This window comes from Wolbachia endosymbiont (group B) of Chesias legatella (genome assembly GCF_964026945.1).
In the GTDB taxonomy this organism is placed as follows: Bacteria; Pseudomonadota; Alphaproteobacteria; order Rickettsiales; family Anaplasmataceae; genus Wolbachia.
The window spans coordinates 524484-539050 of record NZ_OZ034711.1; the positions used below are offsets into that span (position 1 = coordinate 524484).

Annotated in this window: 16 protein-coding genes, 1 tRNA gene and 2 pseudogenes; 13 read left to right on the top strand and 6 right to left on the bottom strand. The window is 33.4% G+C overall.

Annotation, left to right across the window (positions count from 1 at the left end):
* The first annotated feature begins 9 nt into the window (after window positions 1–9).
* The 4 genes and pseudogenes from AAGD65_RS02395 to AAGD65_RS02410 all read left to right on the top strand — a co-directional run.
* Entirely contained in the window at window positions 10–471 is a 462-nt protein-coding gene (locus AAGD65_RS02395) for an ankyrin repeat domain-containing protein (protein WP_264683226.1), read from the top strand.
* Between the two features lie 4 nt (window positions 472–475).
* Window positions 476–916: a DUF2924 domain-containing protein gene (locus AAGD65_RS02400; protein ID WP_264683225.1), complete on the top strand. Its 441-nt coding sequence runs from the start codon at window positions 476–478 to the stop codon at window positions 914–916.
* A complete protein-coding gene (locus tag AAGD65_RS02405) occupies window positions 909–2279 on the top strand; it encodes a recombinase family protein (protein WP_341810981.1) in 1371 nt (456 codons plus the stop codon). Before AAGD65_RS02400 ends, AAGD65_RS02405 begins: the two co-directional genes overlap by 8 nt.
* A gap of 58 nt (window positions 2280–2337) precedes the next feature.
* Window positions 2338–2557, top strand: a pseudogene (locus AAGD65_RS02410) (helix-turn-helix domain-containing protein); the annotation flags it as partial.
* Window positions 2558–2566: 9 nt separating this feature from the next.
* Here AAGD65_RS02410 and AAGD65_RS02415 read toward each other — a convergent pair.
* Window positions 2567–3067: an IS630 family transposase gene (locus AAGD65_RS02415; protein WP_306794344.1), complete on the bottom strand. Its 501-nt coding sequence runs from the start codon at window positions 3065–3067 to the stop codon at window positions 2567–2569.
* A 10-nt stretch (window positions 3068–3077) separates the two neighbouring features.
* Window positions 3078–3425: a transposase gene (locus tag AAGD65_RS02420; protein ID WP_264336399.1), complete on the bottom strand. Its 348-nt coding sequence runs from the start codon at window positions 3423–3425 to the stop codon at window positions 3078–3080.
* Between the two features lie 50 nt (window positions 3426–3475).
* Between AAGD65_RS02420 and AAGD65_RS02425 the strand changes: the two are divergent.
* A pseudogene (locus AAGD65_RS02425) lies at window positions 3476–4315 on the top strand (integrase core domain-containing protein); the annotation flags it as partial.
* 356 nt (window positions 4316–4671) lie between these two features.
* On the opposite strand, the gene odhB reads toward AAGD65_RS02425, so the two are convergent.
* A complete protein-coding gene (gene odhB, locus AAGD65_RS02430) occupies window positions 4672–5844 on the bottom strand; it encodes a 2-oxoglutarate dehydrogenase complex dihydrolipoyllysine-residue succinyltransferase (protein ID WP_264683223.1) in 1173 nt (390 codons plus the stop codon).
* A 150-nt stretch (window positions 5845–5994) separates the two neighbouring features.
* On the opposite strand from odhB, the gene AAGD65_RS02435 reads away from it, so the two are divergent.
* The 3 genes from AAGD65_RS02435 (at window position 5995) to AAGD65_RS02445 (ending at window position 9194) form a co-directional block, all read left to right on the top strand.
* Window positions 5995–7647, top strand: a complete 1653-nt coding sequence (locus AAGD65_RS02435) for a hypothetical protein (protein WP_264683222.1) — start codon at window positions 5995–5997, stop codon at window positions 7645–7647.
* Between the two features lie 235 nt (window positions 7648–7882).
* The gene (uppS, locus tag AAGD65_RS02440; RefSeq protein ID WP_264683221.1) at window positions 7883–8578 is read left to right on the top strand and encodes a polyprenyl diphosphate synthase; all 696 of its coding nucleotides are present in this window, start codon (window positions 7883–7885) and stop codon (window positions 8576–8578) included.
* Window positions 8568–9194 carry a phosphatidate cytidylyltransferase gene (locus AAGD65_RS02445; RefSeq protein ID WP_007302837.1) on the top strand — a complete coding sequence of 209 codons (627 nt, stop codon included), beginning with the start codon at window positions 8568–8570 and terminating at the stop codon, window positions 9192–9194. Before uppS ends, AAGD65_RS02445 begins: the two co-directional genes overlap by 11 nt.
* 15 nt (window positions 9195–9209) lie before the next feature.
* On the opposite strand, the gene AAGD65_RS02450 is transcribed toward AAGD65_RS02445, so the two are convergent.
* Entirely contained in the window at window positions 9210–9419 is a 210-nt protein-coding gene (locus AAGD65_RS02450) for a zinc-finger domain-containing protein (RefSeq protein WP_007302836.1), read from the bottom strand.
* Between the two features lie 71 nt (window positions 9420–9490).
* Window positions 9491–9997, bottom strand: a complete 507-nt coding sequence (gene coaD / locus AAGD65_RS02455) for a pantetheine-phosphate adenylyltransferase (protein WP_264375308.1) — start codon at window positions 9995–9997, stop codon at window positions 9491–9493.
* Window positions 9998–10071: 74 nt separating this feature from the next.
* Here coaD and AAGD65_RS02460 point away from each other — a divergent pair.
* The 4 genes from AAGD65_RS02460 to AAGD65_RS02475 all read left to right on the top strand — a co-directional run bounded on the left by AAGD65_RS02460 (window position 10072) and on the right by AAGD65_RS02475 (window position 12247).
* A tRNA-Phe gene (locus tag AAGD65_RS02460) sits at window positions 10072–10144 on the top strand.
* Window positions 10145–10204: 60 nt separating this feature from the next.
* Window positions 10205–11143 carry a gamma-glutamyl-gamma-aminobutyrate hydrolase family protein gene (locus tag AAGD65_RS02465; RefSeq protein ID WP_264683220.1) on the top strand — a complete coding sequence of 313 codons (939 nt, stop codon included), beginning with the start codon at window positions 10205–10207 and terminating at the stop codon, window positions 11141–11143.
* A 58-nt stretch (window positions 11144–11201) separates the two neighbouring features.
* Complete coding sequence (locus tag AAGD65_RS02470) at window positions 11202–11582, top strand: transposase (protein ID WP_341810982.1); 381 nt, start codon at window positions 11202–11204, stop codon at window positions 11580–11582.
* A gap of 176 nt (window positions 11583–11758) precedes the next feature.
* On the top strand, window positions 11759–12247 hold the full coding sequence (locus AAGD65_RS02475; protein ID WP_341810983.1) for a transposase: 489 nt from the start codon (window positions 11759–11761) through the stop codon (window positions 12245–12247).
* 211 nt (window positions 12248–12458) lie between these two features.
* On the opposite strand, the gene ubiH is transcribed toward AAGD65_RS02475, so the two are convergent.
* The gene (gene ubiH / locus AAGD65_RS02480; RefSeq protein ID WP_264683217.1) at window positions 12459–13616 is read right to left on the bottom strand and encodes a 2-octaprenyl-6-methoxyphenyl hydroxylase; all 1158 of its coding nucleotides are present in this window, start codon (window positions 13614–13616) and stop codon (window positions 12459–12461) included.
* 162 nt (window positions 13617–13778) lie between these two features.
* Here ubiH and AAGD65_RS02485 point away from each other — a divergent pair, with 162 nt between their 5' ends.
* Entirely contained in the window at window positions 13779–14417 is a 639-nt protein-coding gene (locus AAGD65_RS02485) for a hypothetical protein (RefSeq protein WP_264683216.1), read from the top strand.
* Window positions 14418–14567: the final 150 nt, after the last annotated feature.

A 14567-nucleotide genomic window follows, 5' to 3' on the forward strand; every position in this document is an offset into this window, starting at 1 on the left:
AGGTAGGTCATGAGTAAAAAAGGAAAAGAGGAGTCACTATTAGAGAACTCATTTAAAAGTATTTATGCAAGAGACGAAAAAGGAAGAACAGCTCTACATTATGCAGTAGAGGTAAAAACAGTGGAGTTATTAGTCGAAAAAGGAGTGAATGTGAATGCAGCAGATGTAGAAGGATACACAGCACTGCACCTAGCGGTAACGGAAAAACGCCTAGAAACCGTGAGAGAGTTGATAAAGTCAGGAGCAAATGTAAATGCTGAAGAGTATGGCAATAAATGCACTCCATTGCACCTTGCATGTATGGTGGGGAAAGTAGAGATAGTAAAAGAGTTAGTGGAAGCAGGAGCAGAAATAGAGCAAGCAGATAAATTTGGAATGACAGCGATGGATTATGTGAAAAATAGTAAAGAGGTAGCTGAAGTATTGAAGAAAGAAACAGACAGAATTGAAAAGCTATTTATGAAGGGCTAAAAATATGGAGAAAGAAATAGAAAAGAAAGTAATGAATTTAGAGAGAAAACCTTTAGATGAGCTGAGAAAAATATGGAAGAAGGTATATGGGGAAGAGGCACCTAAACATTCAAAGAAATATCTGATACCAAGACTATCATATAGAATGCAGGAGGAAGCATATGGAAAAATGTCAAGAAAAGGGTCAAAAAGACTAGAGTATCTGGCAGATCGACTAGAGAAGGGAAAAAGAATAAGTAGTGACAAATTGCCAGTAGCAGGAACAGAGCTAATATTAGAGAGAGGGGAAGAAACGCATGCGGTAATGGTAACAGACAAGGGTTTAATCTACAAAGAAGAGTTTTTTACATCATTGTCAGCAGTAGCCGGAAAAATAATGGGAATGAGTTACAATGGGCCGCTCCTATTTGGTTTGCGTGATCAAAAGGGAAGGGAAAATGTGTAAAGGGATAAGATGTGGAATATATACGAGAAAGTCAAATGAAGACGTTCTAGAGCAGAAGTTTAACAGTTTAGATGCGCAACGAGTAGCATGTGAGAAGTACATAAAGAGCAAAGAAGGCTGGGTAGCATTGGCCAAAAGGTATGATGATGGCGGATATTCAGGAAAGAATTTAGAAAGACCAGCAATAAAGGAATTATTTGAAGATGTTAAAGGAGGAGAAGTAGATTGTGTGGTAGTGTATACTCTGGATAGGCTATCAAGGGAAACAAAAGATAGTATAGAAGTGACATCATTTTTTAGAAGGCATAGAGTAAATTTTATAGCAGTAACGCAGATATTTGATAATAATACGCCAATGGGAAAGTTCGTACAAACGGTATTATCAGGTGCAGCACAACTAGAAAGAGAGATGATAGTAGAGAGAGTAAAAAACAAAATAGCAACATCAAAAGAACAAGGTTTATGGATGGGTGGAACTTTACCGCTGGGATATGATGTAAAAGATAAAGAATTAATAATAAATGAGAAAGAAGCAAAAGTGGTAAGTTATATATTTGAAAGATATGTGGAGCTAAAGTCAATGGCAGAACTGGCAAGAGAGTTAAATAGTCAAGGGTACCGGATAAAATCAGATATCTTTAAAAAAGCGACGGTGAGAAGAATAATAACAAACCCAATATATATGGGAAAAATACGGCATTATGAGAAAGAGTATGAAGGAAAACATGAAGCAATAATAGAAGAGGAAAAGTGGAAAAAAGCACAAGAATTAATAAAGAATCAGCCATATAGAAAAGCAAAATATAAGGAAGCGCTGCTAAAGGGAATAATTAAGTGCAAGAGCTGTAATGTAAATATGACACTGACATATGCAAAAAAAGAGAATAAGAGATATCGATACTACGTATGTAATAACCACTTAAGGGGAAAGAATTGTGAATCAGTGAATCGAACAATAGTAGCAGGAGAAGTAGAAAAAGAAGTGATGAAGAGAGCTGAACAGCTATATGAAAAATGGGGAGAAAAAGCGGAAGAGTGGAAAAATTTAAGTTTTGGAAAGCAGAAAGAAGTAGTGAGGAAATTAATAAAGGGAGTAATGGTAAAAGAAGATGGAATAGAAGTATGTTCTGAATCAGAGGAAAAATTTATACCAATAAAGAAGAAGGGAAAGAAATGCACAGTAATCGAGCCAGAAGGTAAGACAAATAATGCGCTACTTAGAGCAGTGGTAAGAGCCCATTCCTGGAAACGTCAGCTAGAAGAGGGAAAATATAGAAGTGTGAAAGAGCTGAGTGCCAAAATTAATATAGGTACAAGACGTATACAGCAAATTTTAAAAAAAAATGTACTAAATAACACTTGATCTGACACTTTAAAAAAGTAAGTTATAAAATAATAAACAAACAAAAGGAGTGTTAGAAATGAGTACAATACAAACAAAAATACTAAAACCAAAGTTGGGATTGCTAGAACTTGCAAAGCAATTAGGAAATGTATCACAGGCGTGTAAAGTAATGGAGGGATACATTTTACCGCTTCAAAGAACTGTATGAAACAGGAGGAGAAGAGGCTTTACACGAGATAAGCAAAAGCAAGCCATTGTATGCAAATAGAGTGTCGGAGGATATAGAAAAAGCAGTATAGTATTTTCTAAAATGAATGATAAATTTCCATTATGGTATTACCAACCAAAAGTTGTAAGTCTGTACATTTATACATTAGAGGTCTGAGGCGGCTTTTGATGGTATGCCAACAGTGTTCTATGGGATTCAAATCTGGTGAATATGTTGGAAGATACAGCACATGACAGCCAAAAGACTCTATTAATGATTTTGTTTTAGTGGTCTTATGAAATGTAGCATTATCCATAACTATGGTTGTGCCAAGTGGCAATTTAGGTAATAACATCTTCTCCAACCATATATTGAATACCTCTTTGTCACACCCACCTTTGAAAGTCATTGGTGCAATAAATCTCATTCCAATCCACCCGGCTACTATACTGATTCTCTCTCGAGTTCTCCCTGGAATATCTGCATAAATTTTCTTTCCTCTTGGAGCACGTCCATATTCTCGGTATAACTTATTATCAACTCCTGCTTCATCTATATATAAGATGCTGGAATGGTCTATTTTTGAGATTTTATCAATAAATTGCTGCCTATCTTCTTGATTGCGCTCTTGATATAGTGTGACTTTTTTTTAAAGTAATTTTTAGCTGTTTTAGTCTATACCAAATTGAATTTATTCCAAATCCAAGATTTTGTTTCATCTCTGCCAGAGTATGATCTGGATTCTTTGTAACATATTCTTCGAGTATTTTTGGGTCTATTTTTCGAATAAAGCTACCGTTTTTAGATGGCTTTAGGCTTTCACCAGCAGCTTTCTTTTTTAACCAGCGGTACAGAGTTGCTATTCCTATCTCCATGAGCTCTGCTATCTCAACCTTTGTCTTCCCTTTTTCTATCATCAATACTGCCTTTTCCCTTAAATCCACACTATATGCCATTATAACTCAAATACTTCATTATACCTTTATCATTTACTTTAGGAAATACTATAGTTGAAATAGCAATAGAGTTTCCAGCATACGGACAAGAAAGAGCAGCAAACGAACTGAAAAAGAGAGATCTCTGCAAGTGGAATAAGATCAGTGTGGCAAAGAAACGATCTTGAAAATTTTAAAAAGAGGTTAAAGGCATTAGAAGCAAAAGTAGCTCAGGATGGTATCATTTTAACAGAAGAACAGATAACAGCTCTAGAAAAGGCTAAGGAAGAAAAAGAGGCCCATGGAGAAATTGAAACAGAGCATCCAGGATACTTAGGTAGCCAAGACAGTTATTATGTTGGTAATATCAAAGGTATTGGACCAGCAAACCTTTGTTGATACCTATTCCAGAGTTGCTTTTGCTAAGCTTTACACAGAAAGGACTGCTATCACAGCTGCAGATCTTCTTAATGATAGGGTAGTACCGTTCTTTGATGAACAGAAAGTATCATTGCTACGTGTTTTGACGGATCGTGGTACAGAGTATTGTGGCAGACCTGAAAATCACGCTTACCAGCTATATTTAGGGGTAGAAAATATTGATCATTCTCGAACCAAAGCTCGTTCTCCACAGACTAATGGCATATGTGAAAGGTTCCATAGAACTATGCAAGATGAATGTTACAATATTATCTTTAGAAAGAAAATTTACACCTCTTTGGCAGAACTTCAGTTAGACGTAGACCATTGGGTGCATTCTTACAATAGATCTAGACCACATTCAGGTAAATATTGCTATGCCTATGCAAACCTTTTTTGATAGTATGCATATTGCTTATCAGAAAAATATTGATAGCATTAAACAGGATGCTGATATCGGTTTTGACTTTGTCAATTCTTCTGTCAGATAATTCATGCCTGTCAGATTAAGTCTAAACTATTACACAACAACATTAGTATAAGGAAAACTTACAATTTAACCCACTGGAAAAAGAAGACAAGGTATGAAATACGTTCACGTATCGAGAGTTTTTTCCTGAGGCTCAAAAAAACATTTGGATTTAGTTTTAAGAATAAATCTGAGGTAAATCGCTCTCAAGAGGTGCTTTTAAAATGCTATTTGATTAATAACTTTACTGATATAGGTATGCCTATTTTCAAATTTGCCTCGTAAATTCCTTTCATTACTCCTCCTCATTCCTTGCCATTCAACAAAGCCACCCATCTTGAAAACTTCAGAAAAACTTACTTGTCGCTTTTAACCTGCTTAAATTTCCAAAACCAATCTATTTGGATCTTCTATGTAATTTTTGATTTTCACAAGGAAAGTAACTGCTCCTTTACCATCAACTATTCTGTGGTCGTAAGAGAGAGCAATGTACATCATTGGTCTGATTTCAATTGAGCTACTCACAGCAACTGGTCTATTTTGTATTGAGTGCATTCCAAGTATTCCAGATTGGGGAGGGTTGATTATTGGAGTAGAAAGAAGTGAACCGTATACACCACCGTTTGAGATAGTAAATGTTGCACCTTCCATTTCCGATACTTGCAGCTTACCTTCTCGTGCTTTTTTGCCAAGGGCAACTAAAGTTAGTTCAATTTCAGCAAATGACATTTGATCAGCATTGCGAATAACTGGTACAACAAGACCTTTGTCAGTGCCAACAGCAACACCTATGTCATAATAATTTTTATATATGATTTCATCACCTGAAATTTCAGCATTAATCTCACGAATTTCTTTTAGTGCTTGCACTGCTGCCTTTATAAAAAACGACATGAAACCCAGTTTTATTCCATATTTCTTTTCAAAAGTTTCTTTATACTTTGCCCTCAGATCCATGACATTTTTCATGTCAATTTCATTGAACGTGGTCAGTATTGCAGCAGTATTTTGCGATGCTTTCAAACGAGCAGCAATGACTTGCCTTATTTTGCTCATTTTCACTCGTTCTTCTCTTCTCTCTCCACTTGCTACACTTTTTGGCGATTCATATTGTTTTACCGCAGGTTGTTCAGCTTTACTCATATGGTCTATCACATCTGCTTTGGTTACTCTGCCTCCCATGCCAGTTCCCTTTACATTTTCTGCACTAATTGCATTTTCTTCCATAATTTTACGAGCTGAAGGGGCATCTTTTTTATCAGCGCTTTCGCCTTTATCTTCTTTCTTCACTTCTTCTTTTACTTCTCCTACAGCAAGTTTTGCCAGTAATTGATCAGGGCTGATTACATCATCTTCTTTCACAAAAAATTCGGTTATTTGTCCTGAAGCTTCTGCAGTTAGTTCTAGCGCCGTTTTATCAGTTTCAATTTCAAAGATCAAGTCATCTACTTTTATTGCTTCACCGATATTTTTCTTTATTTTTACTATACCTTCCGTAACTGATTCACCACCAAGAGTTTTTGGTGCTCTGACTTCTATAATTTTGCTCATAAAACAACTTCTTTATAAAACTTTCTATAAATTTATACATGAAAAGAAACATAAATAAACTAATAAATTCATTAGGCCTTTTATCATAATGCTTGATTATTTCTTTTTATATATTTAAAATTAAAATACTAAGTAAATTGGAATAAGATTATGGCTTTTGATAAAGCAGGCAGCTCAAAAGATTTAGGTAACGAAAAATTTCAACGGATATGTAAGTTGTATAACGGAAAATTACTACCAACTCAAAGAGTTGTTGATGGCATCAATTCAATGAATGAAAATAAATTTGAAATCTTATGCAAGTGTTACAAGAATTTTAGTCTCGAAGGTATTGAAGAATTACTATCAGATGAGAGCATTGTTAATCACATCAACAATTACGATGATGAAGTGTTTAGGTCCATACTAGATTGTGCATCTTCGGAGCTCAATATTCTAGAAATACTAAAAGGTGGAGAGGTTTGCAATACCAATAATGAATTTGAGAGTAGTGATAGTGAGGAGAATTATGATTACGAGGAAGATGAAAAAAATGATCCGAATAACTTCGCTAAAGAAGCACTAGGAAATAAAGGAATTAATGAAAAACATGTTGATGATGTTCAGTTTTGCAACGATGCAGATGTGGGAATACCACTAGAAAATCAAAATGCTATTAGGAATATCCGTTTTATTCAATGGATGATAGTTGAGAGTGATGGTAAGCTTAGTGAGCAAAATGTTACAGAATTACTAAAAGATTCGAGTTCTATTGATCGAATTAACTCTCTTGATGATCAAAAGCTTCAACTTATACTCAAGAGTGATAAGTTTAGTGGTGAAAATATTATAGAGTTATTAGGAAATCAAAGAGTTGTTGAATACCTCTATTTTATTGATTATGAAAAATTTGAACTCATTCATAATAGTGATAAGTTTAATAGTAGCAAGTATGCTAGTAGCAGTCACAAGGTTATAAGGTTGCTAGAAAATCAAGAGCTTGTTAAGCACATCAATTTTATTGATTATGAAAAACTTCAATTCATACTTTGTAATGATAAGTTTCTTCTTAGCGATATTATAATACTACTAAAAAATCAGGAGGTTGTTGAGAATATCATTTCTTTTAACATTGAAAAATTTCGACTCATATTTTATAGTGATAAGCTTAACTGTGTAGATACAATAGAATTACTAGAAAATCAGAAAATTGTTGATTGCATCGATTCGATTGCTCTTAAGAAATTAGAACTCATATTTAATAATGGGAATTTTAGTTTTGAAAATATTATAAAAACACTAAAAGATCAAAAAATTGTTGATTGCATCAATTCAATTGCTCCTGAGAAATTAGAACTCATATTTAATAAGTTTAGTTCTCAAGATATTATAAAAGTACTAGAAGATCAAGATGTTGTTAAGGGCATCAATTCTGTTACCAATAAAGAGCTAAAAGCAATAACAGATAATGTTACTGGTAAGGTATTCATCAGTATATTTAAAAATTTTGAACCTAGCGTAAAGTCAACTTTGAGGTTTGTCATACCTCTGTTTAGAGCTGGTCGAGTCAGAGATATTAATATCGATTATTTGAATAACAAAAATAGTGTTTACAATGATATAATTGAACATCTTTACTCAGAGCCGAATATAGAGTTGCTTATTAAACATTTTTGCCCAAATCTGGATATAATATCGCTTGTAGAATTCCCTACATTCGAGAAAAATATCACATGCGAAGAACCTGTGTCAAAATTATATAATTTATCTTTAGAGCAGGTTATTGAGAATATCAATTCACATAAAAGAGCTAGGTATTTCTAATAACACCAAATTCATTTATTTATAATAATTTTACTATATCGTAAAACCATCTATATCAGACTATTTTTACTATATTTTCTTGGTAAAATCACTGGCAGCTGACACCGAGGTTGAGAAAATTTTTGTAATATAGACTATCAATGATTTTTCAGTAATAATATAGTTTTAGGTGGATATAGTGAACGTTTCATACAGAGATATAGACATTAAGCTAATTAGAACAGGTTGAATTCAAATGTTGAATCTAGAATCTCTGCCAAAACATCTAGCAATTATTATGGATGGTAATGGTAGGTGGGCAAACAATCAAGGAAGGGTAAAAATTGATGGCTATAGAAAAGGCAGTGAGGTTGCATTTGATATTGCTAAGTATTGCACAGTCCTGGCCATACCTTACTTAACTTTGTATGCATTTTCCATGGAAAATTGGCTCAGATCTGAAAACGAAACAGACTACCTATTTAATTTATTTTACTCCACTTTAACTAATGAAGATAAAATGAAATTCATTTACAATTGTAACATTAAGTTAAATTTTATTGGCAATTTAAGTCTATTGCCCAGTAAAATATTCGATCAAATCAAAAAAGCAGAAGAAGTGACACATAAGAACGATGGTCTATTACTCACTGTTGCAGTTAGTTATGGAGCAAAGCAGGAAATTATACATGCTATCAACAACGTCATAAAAGGAAATATTGATTGCGTATTGGAAGAGGAATTTGAAAAATTTCTGTATACTAAAGATTTGCCAAAATTGGATTTATTAATTCGCACTGGTGGCGAAAAAAGGTTGAGCAATTTTTTATTATGGCAAGCAGCTTATGCTGAATTGTATTTTTGTGATACTTTGTGGCCCGATTTTTCTTGTCAAGATTTGACCAAAGCACTAGAAGATTATACAAAAAGAGAAAAAAAATATGGTAGATAATAACTTTATGGTTAGAATATTGTCCTCAATAGTAATATTACTCATATTTTCTTTTGCTACATATTTCAGTGATTTATCATTTTATCTACTAATTTTTTCAATTGCAGTTTTATCTTCTTTTGAATGGTATAATCTAACTCAGGGCAATAGAATCTTATACATTTTCGCATTACTATTAATCGCACTACCAAATGCCTCGCTAATATGCCTATATAATCTACCACAGGGAAAATATGCATTAGTATGGCTTATCTTAACTATTTGGAGCATCGATATTGCTGCCTATTTTTTCGGCAAAAATTTTGGTAAAACTAGAATTTGTCCAATCATTAGCCCTGGGAAAACTTGGTTAGGACTTTTTGGTGCAGTCTTAGCTGGAATAGTGTGTACAATTTTTGGCTCAATATTTTTGAGTTTATTTCCAATTTTTTATTCTCCAATAATTGGTTTGATAGTTGCTATTCTAGCTCAACTTGGAGATTTCACTGAGTCACTCATCAAAAGAGTTTACAATGTTAAAGATAGTGGAGGTATTATACCAGGCCATGGAGGAGTACTCGACCGTATGGATAGTTTCATTTTTACTGCCCCTCTCATTGCTATTTACATAAGCTAAAAAAATGAAGTACTATTAACCTTTGGTTCTTTCCTTCTTGCTTATTACTTTCACCTCAACAGATTGAAATTCTTCGGCACTCACTATTTCATCCATTGACTTATTACAATAAGGACAATACATTTCTCCTTCTTTGTGTAAGTATACTATTGGATGACCAGAACCATCATCATTCTCATCACCACGGCAGCAAACTATTACATTATTATCCCTCACTTTTAACATGTCTCTCCTTTAGCTTACAATATTTTACACATCTAACATACTCTTTTGGAAATAAAAAAGACAACAAATACTTATTCTCCATTTTCTACCCTATTTAGATTAATCAATTCACTTTGGACACTTTTTGACACAAAGTTGCTAACATCTCCTCCTAATCTCGCTATTTCCTTTACAAAACTTGATGAGATAAATTGAGTATCCTCAGATGCAGGAAGAAATATAGTTTCGATTTCAGGAAAGAGCTTATAATTTACCCAACTCATTTGAAACTCGTAATCAAAATCCGATACTGCTCTCAGTCCTCTAATAATAACAGAAGCATTTTGCTCTTTGGCAAACTTCACTAGCAACCCATTAAAGGATATAATATCTGCATCAATTCCTGCTCCTTTCACTTCATTTTTAGCCATGCTTGTGCGTAGACTTATGTCAAAATTAGTATGTTTATTAACATTCTCTGCAACACCAATTATCAACTTATCGACTAGCTTACATGCTCTTTTTATTATGTCAAGGTGCCCAAAAGTTATGGGGTCAAATGTACCAGGATAAATTCCTATTTTGTTACTAATGTTCATTCTTTGTTTCTATACTTCAAAAACTTTTGATGGACATGATAACGTTTTTTATCTAAAAATGAAAGTACGTAGTTGGCCTGATAGCTCAGTTGGTAGAGCAAAGGACTGAAAATCCTTGTGTCGCTGGTTCGATTCCTGCTCAGGCCACATTCTTTTTCTTAATGTTCTATAATATATTATAATATTAATATAATTATTTAGGAAATAATGTATAAATGTTACAATAGAATATTTAATATACTATTAATTACATTTCTACTATTGAGTAATATTGCTTATAGTGAAAAAGTAAACAAAGAATTATCTGCTTTGACAGTGGAAAATGCAGTAAATTATAATATAATTGTTGGTTTATTGCAAACAGATGAATCTCAAAATATCTATGAGATATTCAATAATTTTGGGGTTAAAACTATATTCATTGACTACGACAAAATAATTAATCTAAAAGAAATCCAAGAAGAGTTCGCAAAACAAGATGAAATATTGGCAAAAAAGCTGATACTAGATCGAATAAAAGTTGAAGTTGCAAAATTTATCAAAGAGCAAAAGATAAACAGAATATTTATTTCAGATAACTTTCATTCAGCTCTTAACCCTTACCGCCAGCTTGTGAATGAAGCAATTGTAAAAATAGTAGATGACAATCCTACAATTCATTTGCTTGCCATATGCGGTGGTTTACAAGACATTATGAATGCAAAAGAAATTGAAATAACAAATGTTGTTAATGATGAGAAGAATCATTTAAAATCATCATCCTATCCACAAAAAGAGAATATATCTCTTCAGCAGATAAAAATTGTTCCAGGTAGTCGTTTGGAAAAAGTGGTAGCTAGATTTTTACTACCTAATCAAAATGGCTGGTTTTCAACTTATTTTCCGAATGCTCATTCAGGTACAGTAAGTAATACTACAGAGAATAGAAGAAGGCTAGAGCTACTTGGATATAAAATTGCAGCATTTGCCAATGACGGGGTAATAGAAGCTATCGAAGATAAGCATGGTAATATTTACTTTCAAAGTCATCTAGAAGCCCTTGTTGTCAAATCAGATAAAAACTCTCGTTTGTCAAGCCAAAAGGTACGTCAGGTTTCAACACTAGTTGCTATAGCGATTATAAATGATTTTCTTCATCGCGTTTAATGCTAAAATAAGGAAAATCATTTAATGTCATGCCAGTACCCTTTTTCTTGTCATTCCAGTGCGTGACGCTGGAATGGCTTTGTTGCATAGGTCAAATAAAAAGAACTGGCAGTTACTGACAAAATTCACTATAAGACAAGCATTTAACCTACTAAAGAAAAATATGCCACAAAAAATGAGAGTCAGTAACTGCCATGAATATAACAAATTTCTCCAAGAGAGGGGAAATATTTTTTATTACGTCAATGATGCCATAGAAAATTGGTACGAAAAAGGTCCAAAAATGGCTGGTGGCAACTATATTTATAGCGATAAGGTCGTGATTCTGGTTCACATAATAACTTATTTATTTAGAATAGGTCTGAGACAAACAGCGGGATTTATAGCAGGGTACCTTGAGCAAGTAAGGAAAAACTTGCAAGTTATTAGCTATTCCTAGGCCTCAAGAAGGCTTAAAAAACTTAACATCAAAATTAATGATCGAAGACATGATAAAAATAATACAGAAGATATTGGGATTGCCATAGATAGTACTGATCTACAATAATATTCCAGAAGGCAAATGGTACAGATAGAAAGTATCGCCGCTATGAGCAAACAAGAAAACTGCATGTAATGCTAGAGATAGGTAGCAAAAAAGTTATAGCAGCAAAATACAGTGGCGGAGTTTATTCTGACCACTATGAAGCATGTGATCTTATTGCAAGGATTGATGTTAAATATAATATAAGCACACTATATGCAGACAGGGCATATAATCGAAAGAAGTTATACAAACTGTGCGATGAGCTTGACATAAAGACAAGGATTCCTCCGCAAAATAATGCAGTAGAGCATCCAAAGTTGGATTATATGGATGAGAGAAATTCTACAATCAAGCTCATAAAGTCATATGATGAAGATGGTATGAAGAGGTGGAAAAAAGAGATAAATTATGGGAAGAGATCTTATATAGAAAGTTTTTTCTCGCGACTGAAGCAAACATTTGGGTTTAGTTTTAGAAACAAATCTGAGGTTAATCGTGAGAGAGAACTGCTACTCAAGTGTTATTTGCTTAACAAATTTACTGATATAGGCATGGCTAAATTTGAGATAGCTTCATGAATTTATTCCACGTTACCTATTATCCGAAGAGTGATGCAACAAAGCCCGCTGGAATTCAGTTTTTCATTTCATCAAATTTAGCATAAGCTCAAGTTTGCTTATAAATTTTTCTGGATGCCAGTGTCTGGGCACTGGCATGACATTATGGAATTTGGGCTCCAGTGTCAACTACTCTAATGACACCTGATTATGATGAAAGAAATCTAATGATTTATATAAACCCCATAGCATGTCGAACGAAGCTTTTTTTAAGAAAATCTGAATTTTCAACTACCATTAAACCAAGATTGCTCAGAACTTTAACGCAAAGTATTCTGTTGGAAAATATTCTATTTAGTCCATCAGTTGCAAGTGCCATAGTAAAATTATCAAAGTATCTATCACGTGAAATTTTCTTCAATAGATAATTACTGCCAACATCAATGCCAGAGGATTTTGCAGCAGTTATTTGTCTAATAACACTCTCTACATCTCTCATTCCAAGGTTAAGTCCTTGACCTGCAACCGGGTGGATTGAATGTGCTGCATCGCCAATCAGCAAAATTCTGCTTTTATGAAGCTTTCTCGCAAAAGTAAAACTCAAAGGGTAAGATTTTCTTTCACCCTCTAATTCAATTTCTCCCAAATAAGAACCAAATCTTTTTTTGAGTTCTATGATAAACTCCTCTTCAGATAAGCTCATCAGCATTTTTGAAATTTCGCATTTTTCTGTCCAAACTATTGAAGAAGTATAGCCACCTTTCATTGGCAAAATTGCAAATGGACCACCAGGAAAAAACCGCTCTACAGCTAAGTTTTGGTGATGTAATTCATGTTTTACATTAAATACCATGCTATTTTGTTTATAATCAAATTTTATCATTGGTATAGAAAACAACTCTGGCAACTTAGAGTTTTTACCTTCAGCACAGATAAATAGTGATGATATCAATTTTTGATCATTATCAAGAGTAACTTCCATGTATCCTTCGTCACAAGAGATTGTTTTATAGGAACGTGGAGAATATATATTGAGTTTATGCAAAAAATTGTTATTGATTGCATTCCATATAATAGCGCTCTTGATTACGTAGCCCATTGGCTCTTCACCAACCATTTTATGGTCATAATGCACAGTAAATGGACTATCTCCATCTAATATGCATATATCAAGTATTGGTTCAGCTTCGCCTTCTAAGAGCCGCCAAATCCCTAATTTTTCTAGTATTTTTTTTGATCCTTGAGAAATAGCAAATGCTCGATTATCATCAACTGCACGTGGTAAACTATTTTTCTCAATTACGGCTACAGATACAGAGTCATTACTCAGGCCAATAGCAGTAATAAGACCAATTAGCCCACTACCTGAAATGATTACATCGTAATTCATTTTATTTACCTAAAATTACATTTTATTCGTTTTGAAAATAGTTTAAATAAACTTCGTAGATGCTGGACTTCTTATCACTACCTTAGTATACCTCAGATTAGTAATAAAGTATTAATTATTTTATGCTAAAATAGGTTTTAATTTTATTAAAGGAAACAGCTTATGACTACAGATTGTAAAGAAGAAATGAGAAACTGTATCTCTAAATATAGAGAAGAACTTGCAGAAAATAAAGCAGCAATTAAACAAACCGTAACTGGCAATAATAAAATCAATATAAGCGATTACTTTTATCAGGGTGATAAAATCTGTAACAAAGAGCTGTTTAACATAGGAAGTGAGTGTCAAGATACAAAATATGGTAGTCGACAAGAATATACGTATGATGAGTGGAAGGAAAAAATTGAAAAACCTCATGCTAAAGATCTACTTAAAACATTAAAGGAGACAGCAGAATGTAGGATATTAGAGAAACTTAAAGATTATGAAGGGTATCATAAAGCAGCAATTGAAGAAATAAGAAAAGAGTTAGATATAGATTCAAAATTAAAAGCAATATTTAAAGAGAAACAACAGCCAGAGACCGATGAAACTAGAGAATATTATGATGTTATAAAAAGCTTTTATGAAAATGAAGATATGAGATTAAAATTGAAATGCAGAGATTTTGATTGTTTTAATAGAATAATAGAGAGTAAGTTATCCGAGAAAGAAGAAGAGTTAGCAAACATTAAGAATAACTTTGTAGAAGATACACAGAACATCTTGAGGTATATTCAAGTAGAAGAAAGCATTGTATAGTAAAAGTTGAAAGAAAAACTAGCCTGACATTCGCTAAAAAAGAGGTTAGTTTTTCTTGTGTTATGGAGAAAGCTCAAAAGAGAAATACCGATGTTATGGAGTGAGCAGATGGAGAAATTTTACGGGTTTAAGCAAGCTGTCTGCCAATAA

Excerpts from the sequence above, each read along its gene's own strand:
- AAGD65_RS02395 (WP_264683226.1), top strand. The coding sequence starts at position 10 with ATGAGTAAAAAAGGAAAAGAGGAGTCACTATTAGAGAACTCATTTAAA.
- AAGD65_RS02400 (WP_264683225.1), top strand. The coding sequence starts at position 476 with ATGGAGAAAGAAATAGAAAAGAAAGTAATGAATTTAGAGAGAAAACCT.
- AAGD65_RS02405 (WP_341810981.1), top strand. The coding sequence starts at position 909 with ATGTGTAAAGGGATAAGATGTGGAATATATACGAGAAAGTCAAATGAA.
- AAGD65_RS02420 (WP_264336399.1), bottom strand. The coding sequence starts at position 3,425 with ATGGCATATAGTGTGGATTTAAGGGAAAAGGCAGTATTGATGATAGAA.
- odhB (WP_264683223.1), bottom strand. The coding sequence starts at position 5,844 with ATGAGCAAAATTATAGAAGTCAGAGCACCAAAAACTCTTGGTGGTGAA.
- AAGD65_RS02435 (WP_264683222.1), top strand. The coding sequence starts at position 5,995 with ATGGCTTTTGATAAAGCAGGCAGCTCAAAAGATTTAGGTAACGAAAAA.
- uppS (WP_264683221.1), top strand. The coding sequence starts at position 7,883 with ATGTTGAATCTAGAATCTCTGCCAAAACATCTAGCAATTATTATGGAT.
- AAGD65_RS02445 (WP_007302837.1), top strand. The coding sequence starts at position 8,568 with ATGGTAGATAATAACTTTATGGTTAGAATATTGTCCTCAATAGTAATA.
- AAGD65_RS02450 (WP_007302836.1), bottom strand. The coding sequence starts at position 9,419 with ATGTTAAAAGTGAGGGATAATAATGTAATAGTTTGCTGCCGTGGTGAT.
- coaD (WP_264375308.1), bottom strand. The coding sequence starts at position 9,997 with ATGAACATTAGTAACAAAATAGGAATTTATCCTGGTACATTTGACCCC.
- AAGD65_RS02465 (WP_264683220.1), top strand. The coding sequence starts at position 10,205 with ATGTATAAATGTTACAATAGAATATTTAATATACTATTAATTACATTT.
- AAGD65_RS02475 (WP_341810983.1), top strand. The coding sequence starts at position 11,759 with ATGCTAGAGATAGGTAGCAAAAAAGTTATAGCAGCAAAATACAGTGGC.
- ubiH (WP_264683217.1), bottom strand. The coding sequence starts at position 13,616 with ATGAATTACGATGTAATCATTTCAGGTAGTGGGCTAATTGGTCTTATT.
- AAGD65_RS02485 (WP_264683216.1), top strand. The coding sequence starts at position 13,779 with ATGACTACAGATTGTAAAGAAGAAATGAGAAACTGTATCTCTAAATAT.